This window comes from Pseudomonas sp. Tav-5-1A (genome assembly GCF_055755055.1).
On record NZ_CM146901.1, the window covers coordinates 1,451,197 to 1,463,940 of the forward strand.

Sequence of the window (12,744 nt, forward strand, 5' to 3'; positions counted from 1 at the left end):
CCCGATCGGCCTTTTGAACATGGCCGGTCAATGCCCTTGTCAGAACCGAGCCCGCTGTGCACTCTTGGGGATAGAGCGGTTTTTCCTGTGCTTGTTCACTCGCATGGCCACAAACCCCCGCGATGGACGGCACGCCAAGAACAATCAAGGAGACTGTGCCAATGACCGAGATCGATGCGCGCCTGCGCGAAGATGTTCACCTGTTGGGCGAGTTGCTCGGCAACACCATTCGCGAGCAATACGGCGAGGCGTTCCTGGACACCATCGAGCGCATCCGCGCCGACGCCAAGGCCGACCGCCGCAGTGGCCCCGACAGCGGCAAGACCGCCACCGAACAACTGAGCTCGCGCCTCAACGACCTCGACGAGCAGGAACTGCTGCCCGTGGCACGGGCCTTCAACCAGTTCCTCAACCTGGCCAACATCGCCGAGCAGTACCAGCTGATCCGCCGCCGCGACGACGACCAGCCGCCGCCGTTCGAGAACGTGGTGCTGCCGCAACTGCTCGAACGCCTCAAGCAGGCCGGCCACAGCGGCGAATCCCTGGCCCGCCAGGTGGGGCGCCTGGACATCGAACTGGTGCTGACCGCGCACCCCACCGAGGTGGCGCGCCGCACGCTGATCCAGAAATACGACGCCATTGCCGCGCAACTGGCCGCCCAGGACCACCGCGACCTCACCGCTGCCGAGCGCGAGGGCATCCGCCAGCGCCTGCAGCGGCTGATCGCCGAGGCCTGGCACACCGAGGAAATCCGCCGCACTCGGCCCACGCCGGTGGACGAGGCCAAGTGGGGCTTCGCGGTCATCGAGCACTCGCTGTGGCACGCCATTCCGCACCACCTGCGCAAGGTCGACCAGGCGCTGCACGCCGCCACCGGCCTGCACCTGCCGCTGGAGGCCGCGCCTGTGCGCTTCGCCTCGTGGATGGGCGGCGACCGCGATGGCAACCCCAACGTCACCGCGCCGGTCACCCGCGAAGTGTTGCTGCTGGCGCGCTGGATGGCCGCCGACCTGTTCCTGCGCGACGTCGACCACTTGGCCGGCGAGCTGTCCATGCAGCAGGCCAGCGCCGCCCTGCGCGAAGCCGTGGGCGACACCGCCGAGCCCTACCGCACCCTGCTCAAGCAACTGCGCGAGCGCCTGCGCGCCACCCGCAACTGGGCCCACGCCTCGCTGGCGCAGCCGCAGCCGGCCAGCGCCGAGGTGCTGAGCAACAACCGCGAACTGCTGGAACCGCTGCAGCTGTGCTTCCAGTCCCTGCACGAATGCGGCATGGGCGTGATCGCCGACGGCCCGTTGCTGGATTGCCTGCGCCGCGCGGTTACCTTCGGCCTGTTCCTGGTGCGCCTGGACGTGCGTCAGGACTCGGCCCGGCACACCGCGGCCATGAGTGAGATCACCGACTACCTGGGCCTGGGCCGCTACGCCGACTGGGACGAAGAGGCGCGCATCACCTTCCTGCTGCACGAGCTGGGCAACCGCCGGCCGCTGCTGCCGGCGCATTTCAAGCCGGCGGCGGAAACCGCCGAAGTCCTGGCCACCTGCCGGGAAATCGCGGCGGCCCCGGCGGCCTCGCTGGGCTCCTACGTGATCTCCATGGCCGGCGCCGCCTCCGACGTGCTGGCCGTGCAACTGCTGCTCAAGGAAGCCGGGGTACTGCGGCCCATGCGCGTGGTGCCGCTGTTCGAGACCCTGGCCGACCTGGACAACGCCGGCCCGGTGATCGAGCGCCTGCTGCACCTGCCCGGCTACCGCACGCGCCTGCACGGCCCGCAGGAGGTGATGATCGGCTACTCCGACTCGGCCAAGGACGCCGGCACCACCGCCGCCGCCTGGGCCCAGTACCGCGCGCAGGAAAACCTGGTGCGCATCTGCCACGCGCAGAACGTCGAGCTGGTGCTGTTCCACGGCCGCGGCGGCACCGTGGGCCGTGGCGGCGGCCCGGCCCACGCGGCCATCCTGTCGCAGCCCCCGGGGTCGGTGAACGGCCGCTTCCGCACCACCGAACAGGGCGAGATGATCCGCTTCAAGTTCGGCCTGCCGGACATCGCCGAGCAGAACCTCAACCTCTACCTGGCCGCCGTGCTGGAGGCCACGCTGCTGCCGCCACCGCCACCGGAGCCGGCCTGGCGCGCGCTGATGGACGAACTGGCCGCCGACGGCGTCAAGGCCTACCGCGACGTGGTGCGCGAGAACCCGCAGTTCGTCGAGTACTTCCGCCAGTCCACCCCCGAACAGGAGCTGGGCCGCCTGCCCCTGGGCAGTCGCCCGGCCAAGCGCCGCCAGGGCGGCATCGAGAGCCTGCGGGCCATCCCGTGGATCTTCGGCTGGACCCAGACGCGGCTGATGCTGCCGGCCTGGCTGGGCTGGGAAGCGGCCCTGAACAAGGCCCTGGAGCGCGGCGAAGGGCCGCTGCTGGCGACCATGCGCGAGCAGTGGCCGTTCTTCCGCACGCGCATCGACATGCTGGAAATGGTGCTGGCCAAGGCCGACGCCGACATCGCCCGTTTCTATGACGAACGCCTGGTGCAGGATTCCCTGAAACCCCTGGGGGTGAGTCTGCGCGACCTATTGTCGCAGGCGTGCAAGGTGGTGCTTGGCCTCACTGGCCAAACCCAGTTGCTGGCCCACAGCCCCGAGACGCTGAAATTCATCAGCCTGCGCAACACCTACCTCGACCCGCTGCACCTGCTGCAGGCCGAGCTGCTGGCCCGTTCGCGCAGCCAGGAGGCGGCGCAGGACAGCCCTCTGGAACAGGCGTTGCTGGTCACCGTGGCGGGTATTGCCGCCGGTCTGCGCAACACCGGCTGAGGCTGGCGCAGGTGCCCTGGCGCGTCCACTATCTGTGGGGGGAGCGCGCCAGGCGGCGGCCCCGGCTGGCAACCGGTCACGGTTGCACCGGGCGCCACCTTCCGGGGGCGTGCGCATGGGACGCAGGTTGTTCCTGCTTTGGACGGCTTGTGTGGCTTTGAGCCGCTGTGTATCTTGGTCAGCCTTTTGGCCGTTTTTGTGGCCACCAACCGATTTTGGGATTGGCTTCAGGCAGTTAGCTGCGCTGGGGCGGGTCTGACGATTTCCATATAAAAAGTTGAGGAGCATATCGATGCGCGTGATTCTGCTGGGAGCTCCCGGGGCCGGCAAAGGTACTCAGGCAAAGTTCATCACCGAAAAGTTCGGTATTCCGCAAATCTCCACCGGCGACATGCTGCGTGCCGCCGTTAAAGCCGGCACCGAGCTGGGCATCAAGGCCAAGAGCGTGATGGACGCCGGCGGCCTGGTCTCCGACGACCTGATCATCGCCCTGGTCAAAGAGCGTATTGCCCAGGCCGACTGCGCCAACGGCTTCCTCTTCGACGGCTTCCCGCGCACCATTCCCCAGGCCGAAGCCCTGGTGAGCGCAGGCGTTGAGCTGGACCACGTGGTTGAGATCGCGGTCAAGGACGAAGAAATCGTCCAGCGTATCGCCGGCCGCCGTGTCCACGAAGGCTCGGGCCGCGTCTACCACATCGTCTACAACCCGCCGAAAGTGGCTGGCAAGGACGACGAGACCGGTGAAGAGCTGGTCCAGCGCAAGGACGACACCGAAGAAACCGTGCGTCATCGCCTGTCCGTGTACCACGCGCAGACCGAGCCGCTGGTGGCCTTCTACCAGAAGCTGTCCGCTGCCCAAGGCAAGCCGGTCTACAGCCACATCGAAGGCGTGGGTTCGGTAGACTCCATCACCGCCAAGGTGCTGGCTGCCCTGAGCTGATCGAATCATTCGATCACCGACGGCCCGCTTGCGGGCCGTTGACGTTTATAATGCTGCACTTTTTTCTGATGGATTCGCGCAATGACCACCTTGCTGGCCCTGGATACCGCTACCGAAGCCTGCTCTGTCGCCCTGCTGCATGATGGCAAGGTGCTGAGCCACTACGAGGTCATCCCGCGCCTGCACGCGCAAAAGCTGCTGCCCATGATTCAGGCGCTGCTGGGCGAGGCGGGCATTGGCCTGTCGGCCGTGGACGCCATCGCCTTTGGCCGTGGCCCGGGCGCCTTCACCGGCGTGCGCATCGCCATTGGCGTGGTCCAGGGCCTGGCCTTCGGCCTCGACCGCCCGGTGCTGCCGGTGTCCAACCTGGCCCTGCTGGCCCAGCGCGCGCTGCGTGAACAGGGCGCCCGGCAGGTGGCTGCGGCCATCGACGCGCGCATGGACGAGGTGTATTGGGGCTGCTACCAAGCCGACGGCGGGGAAATGAAGCTGGTGGGCGACGAAGCCGTTCTGGCACCCGAGTTGGTGACGCTGCCGGCTGGCGCCCAGGGCGACTGGTACGGCGCCGGCACCGGTTGGGGCTACGGCGAGCGCCTGGCCGTGAAAGCGTCGGCCTGCGACGCCACGCTGCTGCCCCACGCGCTGGACCTGCTGACCCTGGCGCAAGGCGGCTGGGCCCGTGGCGAGGCCGTTGCCGCCGACCTGGCGCAGCCGGTGTACCTGCGTGACAAAGTGGCCACGCCAAAAGCTCGTTGACCGACGAATGGCGCCGCTAACTGTCGGTTTTACCGGCAGTTCATCGGGTATCTGCGGCATAGATGAAACCTTTTGCGGGAACTGTGCTCTAGTTATCACTAGGGCATTTGCTTACCCGCATCAGTGCCGCTAAATTGCCATCATTGGTCCAGAGTAAGCAGTCATGCGCGTAGACGGTTTTTCGTCGAGTTCCTACCCAGTCAAACGCAAGCCCCGCAAGGCGCTGGCGCAGGCCGACGACGCCGAAGACCTGGAAGGCGACTTCGAGGTGCAGCCGTCTGCCCAGCGCAGCGCCCCCCGTGGCGGCGCGGTCAGCAACCTGCCGGCGCGGCCGCAGGACATGATCTTCCACCGCTCCATGAGCCGCCGGGTGGCCACCGCCCTGAGCAGCTACCTCACCACCGCCACCTTCGTGGAGTGGGATGCGGACGTGCTGGGGCTGGACGTTCATATCTGACTGTGTCCCTGCTGCCGTACTACCTCGGTTGTCCTTCCTGGAGCGAGCTGGCCTGGCGCGACCACCTGTACCCGGCGGATGCCAAGCCTACTGAATTCCTGCAGCTGTACGGCCAGGTCTTCAACGCTGTGGAAGGCAATACCACCTTCTATGCCCAGCCTGCCCCCGCCACCGTAGCGAAGTGGGCCGCCAGCATGCCCGAACACCTGCGCTTCACCGCCAAGTTCCCGCGGGAAATCAGCCACGGCGGCGACCTGCGCGACCTGCTGCCCGCCGCTGAATCCTTCGTGCAACTGCTCAAGCCCCTGGGCGGCCGCGTGGCGCCATTCTGGCTGCAACTGCCGGCCACCTTCGGCCCGCAGCGCCTGGCCGAACTGGTGGCGTTCATCGACGAGTTGCAGCAGCCGGTGGCCGTGGAAGTGCGCCACCCGGCGTTCTTTGCCCGGGGTGACGAGGAGCGGGTGCTCAACCGCCTGCTGATGGGGCGCCAGGTGGAGCGTATTTGCCTGGACCCGCGCGCACTATTCAGCTGCACCGACCAGAGCGCCGCCGTGCTCGACGCCCAGGCCAAGAAACCCAAGGTGCCGCCGCGGCCCACGGCGTTCAGCCAGTGCCCGCAGGTGCGTTTCATCGGCCACCCGGACCTGCCGGCGAATGACAGCTTCCTGGTGCCCTGGGTGGGCAAGATCGCCGAATGGATTGAAGAGGGGCGCACGCCCTACATCTTCCTGCACACCTCCGACAACCATCGCGCGCCCCTGCTGGCGCGGCGTTTCCATGCACAGCTGATGCAGCGCCTGCCTGGCCTGCCGGCCCTGCCCGAACACCCGCGCGAGCCGGTGGCGGAGCAATTGGGCCTGCTGTAACCGCCCGTTTTTCCGTAGCAGTGGCCACAGGCCGCGTCCCAAACGCAACCCGCGGTGTGGCCGGACGCAGCCTTCGGCAGCTGCTACGGGTTATGGGTGTTCGGGGTTGAGGCCTTCGATGGCCGCGTTTACCAGGGGGCGGGCCATTTCCACCAGGTGGTACACCGCCATGCCTTGATGGCGTTCGTGGCCGTGGAGGCCGTCAGCGTGTTCGTAGGCGGTGCTGGCGATGCAGTCGAGCAGGTGCGCGGCGTGCATCAGGACTTCTTCGGTGGGGAGGCTGGGGTGGACGGTGAAGATGGGTTGGTTTCTGGGTGGAGCTGGCACTAAATCTGACATATCAACTTCCTATTGATGAGTTGGCGCTGCCAGTATTCGGTCTCACACGAATGGTGGCGGCTGCGTACAGGGTGAGAGCACCGGTCAATAGGCAACCCGGCCAGACAAAGTCTGCCCGTACACAACCGCCGTAGACAGTTTGCAGAGGTTTTCAGACCCGTGCAAAACAGTTTCTGTGCGTGTGCAACCTAATGACCATTCGGGCTCTCACACCCGGTCACTGATGTGATGCAGCGCCTGCCCGGCCTGCCGGCCCTGCCCGAACACCCGCGCGAGCCGGTGGCGGAGCAATTGGGCCTGCTGTAACGCAACACGCGGTGTGGCCGGACGCAGCCTTCGGCAGCTGCTACATCCTGTGGGAGCTGGCTTGCCAGCGAGCTGTTGGGGCCATAAAAGCTCGCTGGCAAGCCAGCTCCCACAAGACAGTTGCTGCTACGGGTTATGGGTGTTCGGGGTTGAGGCCTTCGATGGCCGCGTTTACCAGGGGGCGGGCCATTTCCACCAGGTGGTACACCGCCATGCCTTGATGGCGTTCGTGGCCGTGAAGGCCGTCGGCGTGTTCGTAGGCGGTGCTGGCGATGCAGTCGAGCAGGTGCGCGGCGTGCATCAGGACTTCGTCGGTGGGGAGGCTGGGGTGGACGGTGAAGAGGGGTTGGTTTTTGGGTGGGGCGGGCACTAAATCAGACATTATGTGATCTCGATTGGGGTTTGATGTCCGCCACATTCGCTCTCACACGATTAGGTGGCGGCCGTGCACGGGGTGAGAGCACCGGTAAAACCCCAACCCGGCCAAGCGTGAGCTTGCCCGTACACTGCCGCCATAGAGCATATTGCAGGCGAACAGGCGCCTTGCAAAGCTGTTTGGAGCTTCGTTGGGGTTCATCGGTTCGGGCTCTCACACCCGGTCACTGATGTGCAGTGACGGGGGTAACCTATCCCTGCGGGGGGATGAGGTACAACCCTGGGGTTGTTTCAAAAGCTGTCGGGCGGAGGATTTGGGCGGTGCATGTCTTGAGGGTGTTGCTGCCCTTGAGATCGCGCGCCGCCCGCGCGGCGCATCGCGGGCAAGCCCGGCTCCTACATCTGTTTCGGGCCGGTTATGCCAGTGCCATCTGAAGGTCCGCCTTGTTTGTTCGCTGCCGATCTGCGGTGGTGCCATCCAGGCGGTGGTAACGGCCTTGCAGGAAAAATTGGCCCGAAACAAACGGTAGGAGCCGGGCTTGCCCGCGATGCGCCGCGCGGGCGGCGCTCGGTCTAGAGGGCGCTACAAAAACACCGGCATGCGCCCGTCAGCCATCACGCCGCCAAACGCAAATTATTCACCACCAACGGCCGCGCCCACTTGGTGTCGAAGGCGAACTGCTTCTCCTGCTCGGCCAGCGTCTGCGCGTCGTATGGCACATGCTTGTCGGCCAGGTCCCACTCGAACTCGGCGATCGGCAGGAACAGGGATTTAGGCTCAGGCGCTGGGCCCGGCTCGGGCTGCGGCTGGTTGGCGTTCATCACGATAGGGCGCACCCAGCCGTTGTCGAAGTCCAGCTGCTTCTGCTGGTCCACGATTTCTTCAGGCGGGTAGGGCGGCGCGGCCTTCTGCAGCAGGTCGGCTTCAAGCTCCGCCTTGGGCAGGAACAGCGGCTCGGGCGGGGCTATTTCGGTATCCTGCACGTCGCACAGGCGCTGCGAGGTGATCTGCGCCAGCACGTCGCCACCGCCGGCAGGCTCTACCTCAGGGTCCACCGCCTGGTCGGGCAACGCCAGGCTACCCTCGGCCGCATCACCCACCTGGTCCGCCATCGCCTGGGCGAAGAAGTCCGACCACAGGTGGCTGATGCCACCCAATGCCTGGGTGTTCTGGCGGCTGAAGTCGCCGTGGGGCGAAATGTAGCCAATGGAGGTGGTTTGAAGGTTGCTCATGGCACTAAAGGGCGCTGGCTCTGGCAAAATACCTGACATATTCCTTATCGGCCGAATGGGTCGATCTTTAAATTTTTTTGAGTAGTGAATTTTCATGGCAGAGCAGCAAGCGGCGGTATGCATCCGCGTCGAGGCGCACACCAGCGCCCTTGAACCCCAGGCCCAGGCATGGGCCCAGCGCCTGGCGCTGCCGTTGGATGCGCCCGATGCCGAGTTCGCCCTGCAGGCCACCGAGGCCGGGCTGCAACTGCAGCAATTGGGCCCCGACGCGCCGGGCCCGGTGCGCGTGGACTTCGTCGAGGGTGCGGTGGCCCACCGCCGGCTGTTCGGTGGCGGCAGCGGCCAGATGATCGCCAAGGCCGTGGGCATCCAGCAGGGCGTGCGCCCCCGCGTGCTGGACGCCACCGCCGGCCTGGGCAAGGACGCCTTCGTGCTCGCCAGCCTGGGCTGCGAAATGAGCCTGATCGAGCGCCAGCCCATCATTGGCGCCCTGCTGGAAGACGGCCTGGCCCGCGCCCAGGGCGATGCCGAGGTGGGCGCCATCGTTGCCCGCATGCACCTGCTCAAGGGCAATTCCATCGAGCTGATTCGCCAATGGCAGGGGGAGCCGCCGCAGGTCATCTACCTGGACCCGATGTTCCCCCACCGTGAGAAAAGTGCCCTGGTGAAGAAGGAAATGCGCCTGTTCCGCCCGCTGGTGGGCGACGACATGGACGCCCCGGCCCTGCTGGCGGCAGCCCTGGCCCTGGCCACCCACCGGGTGGTGGTGAAGCGCCCGCGCAAGGCACCGTGCATCGAAGGGCCAAAGCCGAGCCACAGCCTGGAAGGCAAATCCAGCCGCTACGACATCTATCCGAAGAAAGCACTGAAATAGTGGGGATTTGCGTCCTACAGACGTAAAGTAGGACGTTTCCTGATTTTTTCGGCGGCGGTTTTTCCGACTTTTTCGCCCGTAGACTTCCCCCTCAAATTCTTGGGGGAGGAAGTACTTCATGGCACATCAACGATCGGCTTTGAGCCGGCCCGCCAGCGGCCTGGCACTGATGTCCTGCTCGTGGCTGGCGTTCGCCGAAGGCGCGCCGGTGCAGCTGGAAAGCGTGCAGGTAGAGGCCGAACGCGAGCGTCAGCAACCCTACAAGGCCGAGCGCTCGGCATCGGGCAAGCTCACCGAGTCGCTGCTGGACACCCCGCAGACCGTCACCGTGGTCGGCGAGCAGGTGATGCGCGAACAGAACGCGCTCAGCCTGCGCCAGGTGTTGTCCAACGTCTCGGGCATTACCTTCGATGCTGGCGAAGGCGGCGGCGGTTCGGGCGACCTGCTCAACATCCGCGGCTTCAACGCCACCAACAACGTGCTGCTCGACGGCCTGCGCGACAGCCCGCAGACCACCCGCAGCGACAGCTTCAACCTGCAGGCGGTGGAGGTCATCAAGGGCCCCAACTCGGTGTTCGGCGGCGCCGGCACCACCGGCGGCACGGTCAACCTGATCAGCAAGACCCCGCAGGCCGGCGCGGCCTTCACCGAACTGGGCGCAGGCCTGGGCACCGACCATTACCGGCGCCTGACCCTCGACACCAACCAGCCGCTGGCCGGGGTGGGCACCGGCAGCGCCGTGCGCCTCAACCTCATGGCCCACGGCAACGACGTGCCCGGCCGCCAGCAGATCGAGCGCGAGCGCTGGGGCCTGGCGCCCTCGGTGCTGCTGGGCCTGGGCGCCGCCACCCGCCTGACCTTCAGCTACCTGCACCAGCAGGATGACAATCTGCCCGACTATGGCCTGCCCACCTTCAAGGGCAAGCTGATCGAGGGGGTGAAGCGCGACGCCTATTTCGGCTGGCGCAACCTGGACAAGGACCAGATCACCACCGACCGCCTCAGCGCGCTGTTCGAGCATGACTTCAGCGACGCCCTGTCGCTGCAGAACACCCTGCGCTACTCGCGCGTGCAGCGCAGCGGCGTGGTGTCGGCCTCCCACGTCGACCGCGACGGCCTGCCGCCGGGCAAATACCGGCCTGCAGGGCCACAGGGCTACGGCCGCGAGATCGTCACCGACCAGTGGCTCAACAGCACCCTGCTGACCAGCCGCTTCGACACCTTCGGCATCGGCCACACGCTGGTGACCGGCATGGACCTGTCCTTCGAGCGCTACCGCCGCGACGCCAGCAACCACAACATCCGCAAGCTGGCCGCCGACCACGTGTACGACCTGGCCAACCCGCCAGGCTACTGGGCCGGGCCCACCAGCCGTACCCGCGAAGCCAGCCTGCGCAACCGCCTGCAGACCACCAGCGTCTACGCCCTGGACACCTTGAGCCTGCACCCGCAATGGGACCTGATGCTGGGCCTGCGCCAGGACTGGATCGACGGCAGCAGCCTGGAACGCAAGCCGGACGACAGCCGCACCCAATACGACACCCGCGACGGCTTCCTCAGCCACCGCGCCGGGCTGGTCTACAAGCCGGCGCCCAACGGCCGTATCTACCTGGCCTATGGCAATTCCTTCAACCCGTCCGCCGAAAGCCTGGTCACCGGTGGCTACGGCGTGACCCAGGGCACCCACAAGGTTGATCCGGAAACCAGCCGCACCTGGGAACTGGGCACCAAGTGGGACCTGCTGGCCGGTGGCCTGCAGCTGAACGCGGCGCTGTTCCGCACCCAGAAGGACAACGTGCGCGAGAAGCTTGAAACCGGTGAGTCGCTGCTGGCCGGCCTGCAACGGGTACAAGGCCTGGAACTGGGCGCCACCGGCAACCTCAGCGAACACTGGCAGGTGATTGCCAACTACACCTTCATGCAGAGCGAAACCCTGAAATCCAGGACCAACCCGCGCGCCGAAGGGCAGGCCCTGGCCAATACCCCGCCACGCTCCTTCAGCCTGTGGACCGCCTACCAACTGCCGGGTGACTGGCGCCTGGGCTACGGCCTGCGCCACGTGAGCGAGCGCAACCTGCGTGACGACGCCACCTACAAGGTGGACGGCTACTGGGTGCACCAGGCCATGCTCGGGTACAAGGTAACCAAGGAGCTGGACCTGCAGCTGAACGTCGACAATCTGTTGAACACCCACTACGTGGAGCGTGTACGCACGGTGGAGGGCAACAACAAGCGTTCTTCGGCGATCGAGTATGGGGACGGAAGGTCGGCGGTGCTGTCGGCGGTGTATAAGTTCTAAGGCGAATACATCACTTACGTTGTCTCAAAATCAGTAAAAACTGAAACATGAAGGTGGCTTGATGTATTCTTATCTCAATCTTCCTATTTTTTGAGATAGCGATGCTCAAGCCTCCTCCACAGGCCCTTGGCCCCGCGCAAGCCGCTACTCACCCGGCATTCGCGTTGGCGGCGGCCGACTACCTGGCATTGCACCAACCCTTGGATGACAAAGGCCGGTACCTGCATTTCGACGAGCTTCGCCATCGTTGGCCGCCCACGTTAGTGCCGGTGCTCTGTTGGTCCATGGTCAAGTCGGCCCGCCTGAAGGCTCAGTCACCGCTGCTGCCACTCGACGAACCCGTTCGCTGGGCAGCCTGGATGGCGACTCCGCAAATCCACAAGGCGATCACCCTGGTGGACCAACAGGCCACCAGTGCCGCCTTGGAGTACATGACTGGCCGTATAGGGGAGAAAGCGCATTTCAATTATCTGCTCAATGACCTGATCGAAGACGAAGCGATCAGTAGCAGCCAGTTGGAGGGCGCGGCCACCACGACCCTGGTTGCCAAGGATCTACTTAAACGCAAGCGGTTACCGAGGACGCCTGACGAGCGAATGATCCTGGGTAACTACCGGATGATGAAGTTTGCCTGGGAGCAACGGCGCGCACCGCTGAGCGTGCAGTTGATCGAGCAAATGCACGAGGTGGGTGTTGCGGGCATTGATGATGAAAAGTATGCCCCGGGGCAGTTTCGCAACCACGACCAGGTAGTAGTGCAGGATGGTGATGGCAATGTCGTCCACACTCCACCCCCCGCGCAGGGGTTGGAAACGCGATTGCAGCGGCTGGTCGAGTGGGTCAATGTCGACCCGGTCGGGGTGGAGGCACCGGGCTATCTTCATCCATTGATCCGTGCGATAGCACTGCATTTCGCCATTGGTTTCGAGCACCCCTTCCTGGACGGCAACGGCAGGGTGGCCAGGGCACTGTTTTACTGGTTCATGTTCAAGAGTGACTACTGCGCTTTTCGCTACATTGCCATCAGCGTCTTGCTCAAGAATGCCCCAGTGAAATATGGGCGCTCGTACCTGTGCACGGAAACCGATGACCTGGATCTCACCTACTTCATTGATTACCAATGCGCGGTCATTGTGCGAGCGGTCAGCAGCTTCAGCGAGGCCTATACGCGTAGCCTTGCGGATGCCCAGTCGTTCGAGCATTGGCTCAGGGGCTCAGAGTTGTACGCGCACCTCAATGAGCATCAGCGGGCGGTGCTTCAGGTCGCGCGGTCGGGGTCGGAGCGTGAATTCACCGCGGTTACCGTCAAGGAAAACCTGGGCTGTTCCTACAATACCGCGTCTGCGGCGCTCAATGGCCTGGTTGACCTGGATCTATTCATCAAGAACAAGCGGGGGCGGGAATGGGTGTTTCGCATGGTGGACCAGGCAGCTATCCAGCGAATGTGGACGCGGCCATGATACAGCGACTGTCCTGGTGCAGCTGCCAA

General features: G+C 65.2%; 11 protein-coding genes. 8 read left to right on the forward strand and 3 right to left on the reverse strand.

Translation table 11 applies throughout. The annotated features are described in order from the left end of the window. The first annotated feature begins 161 nt into the window (after positions 1-161). From ppc to AC0J42_RS06530, 5 genes are all read left to right on the forward strand, one after another. Positions 162-2,810: a phosphoenolpyruvate carboxylase gene (ppc, locus tag AC0J42_RS06510; protein ID WP_416422816.1), complete on the forward strand. Its 2,649-nt coding sequence runs from the start codon at positions 162-164 to the stop codon at positions 2,808-2,810. A 292-nt stretch (positions 2,811-3,102) separates the two neighbouring features. Then, a complete protein-coding gene (gene adk / locus AC0J42_RS06515; RefSeq protein WP_416422817.1) occupies positions 3,103-3,750 on the forward strand; it encodes an adenylate kinase in 648 nt (215 codons plus the stop codon). Between the two features lie 81 nt (positions 3,751-3,831). Then, the gene (gene tsaB, locus AC0J42_RS06520; protein WP_473005583.1) at positions 3,832-4,506 is read left to right on the forward strand and encodes a tRNA (adenosine(37)-N6)-threonylcarbamoyltransferase complex dimerization subunit type 1 TsaB; all 675 of its coding nucleotides are present in this window, start codon (positions 3,832-3,834) and stop codon (positions 4,504-4,506) included. A 163-nt stretch (positions 4,507-4,669) separates the two neighbouring features. Then, positions 4,670-4,963 (forward strand): hypothetical protein, encoded by a 294-nt coding sequence (locus AC0J42_RS06525; protein ID WP_416422819.1) that lies wholly within the window; start codon positions 4,670-4,672, stop codon positions 4,961-4,963. After that, positions 4,960-5,829 (forward strand): DUF72 domain-containing protein, encoded by an 870-nt coding sequence (locus AC0J42_RS06530; protein ID WP_473006816.1) that lies wholly within the window; start codon positions 4,960-4,962, stop codon positions 5,827-5,829. Before AC0J42_RS06525 ends, AC0J42_RS06530 begins: the two co-directional genes overlap by 4 nt. A gap of 90 nt (positions 5,830-5,919) precedes the next feature. Here the strand turns inward: AC0J42_RS06530 and AC0J42_RS06535 are convergent, their stop codons facing one another. From AC0J42_RS06535 to AC0J42_RS06545, 3 genes are all read right to left on the reverse strand, one after another. Beyond that, positions 5,920-6,168 (reverse strand): DUF6124 family protein, encoded by a 249-nt coding sequence (locus AC0J42_RS06535; protein WP_473005584.1) that lies wholly within the window; start codon positions 6,166-6,168, stop codon positions 5,920-5,922. 439 nt (positions 6,169-6,607) lie between these two features. Next, positions 6,608-6,856 carry a DUF6124 family protein gene (locus AC0J42_RS06540; protein WP_473005585.1) on the reverse strand — a complete coding sequence of 83 codons (249 nt, stop codon included), beginning with the start codon at positions 6,854-6,856 and terminating at the stop codon, positions 6,608-6,610. A gap of 608 nt (positions 6,857-7,464) precedes the next feature. Then, a complete protein-coding gene (locus tag AC0J42_RS06545) occupies positions 7,465-8,082 on the reverse strand; it encodes an energy transducer TonB (protein WP_416422822.1) in 618 nt (205 codons plus the stop codon). Positions 8,083-8,176: 94 nt separating this feature from the next. Between AC0J42_RS06545 and AC0J42_RS06550 the strand changes: the two genes are divergently transcribed. The 3 genes from AC0J42_RS06550 (at position 8,177) to AC0J42_RS06560 (ending at position 12,715) form a co-directional block, all read left to right on the forward strand. After that, positions 8,177-8,956, forward strand: a complete 780-nt coding sequence (locus AC0J42_RS06550; protein WP_473005586.1) for a class I SAM-dependent methyltransferase — start codon at positions 8,177-8,179, stop codon at positions 8,954-8,956. Between the two features lie 118 nt (positions 8,957-9,074). Then, a complete protein-coding gene (locus AC0J42_RS06555) occupies positions 9,075-11,255 on the forward strand; it encodes a TonB-dependent receptor (protein ID WP_473005587.1) in 2,181 nt (726 codons plus the stop codon). A 101-nt stretch (positions 11,256-11,356) separates the two neighbouring features. Beyond that, positions 11,357-12,715, forward strand: coding sequence for a Fic family protein (locus tag AC0J42_RS06560; RefSeq protein WP_473005588.1), 1,359 nt, complete (start codon positions 11,357-11,359; stop codon positions 12,713-12,715). The last annotated feature ends 29 nt before the right edge of the window (positions 12,716-12,744 follow it).

Excerpts from the sequence above, each read along its gene's own strand:
- ppc (WP_416422816.1), top strand. The coding sequence starts at position 162 with ATGACCGAGATCGATGCGCGCCTGCGCGAAGATGTTCACCTGTTGGGC.
- adk (WP_416422817.1), top strand. The coding sequence starts at position 3,103 with ATGCGCGTGATTCTGCTGGGAGCTCCCGGGGCCGGCAAAGGTACTCAG.
- tsaB (WP_473005583.1), top strand. The coding sequence starts at position 3,832 with ATGACCACCTTGCTGGCCCTGGATACCGCTACCGAAGCCTGCTCTGTC.
- AC0J42_RS06525 (WP_416422819.1), top strand. The coding sequence starts at position 4,670 with ATGCGCGTAGACGGTTTTTCGTCGAGTTCCTACCCAGTCAAACGCAAG.
- AC0J42_RS06535 (WP_473005584.1), bottom strand. The coding sequence starts at position 6,168 with ATGTCAGATTTAGTGCCAGCTCCACCCAGAAACCAACCCATCTTCACC.
- AC0J42_RS06540 (WP_473005585.1), bottom strand. The coding sequence starts at position 6,856 with ATGTCTGATTTAGTGCCCGCCCCACCCAAAAACCAACCCCTCTTCACC.
- AC0J42_RS06545 (WP_416422822.1), bottom strand. The coding sequence starts at position 8,082 with ATGAGCAACCTTCAAACCACCTCCATTGGCTACATTTCGCCCCACGGC.
- AC0J42_RS06550 (WP_473005586.1), top strand. The coding sequence starts at position 8,177 with ATGGCAGAGCAGCAAGCGGCGGTATGCATCCGCGTCGAGGCGCACACC.
- AC0J42_RS06555 (WP_473005587.1), top strand. The coding sequence starts at position 9,075 with ATGGCACATCAACGATCGGCTTTGAGCCGGCCCGCCAGCGGCCTGGCA.
- AC0J42_RS06560 (WP_473005588.1), top strand. The coding sequence starts at position 11,357 with ATGCTCAAGCCTCCTCCACAGGCCCTTGGCCCCGCGCAAGCCGCTACT.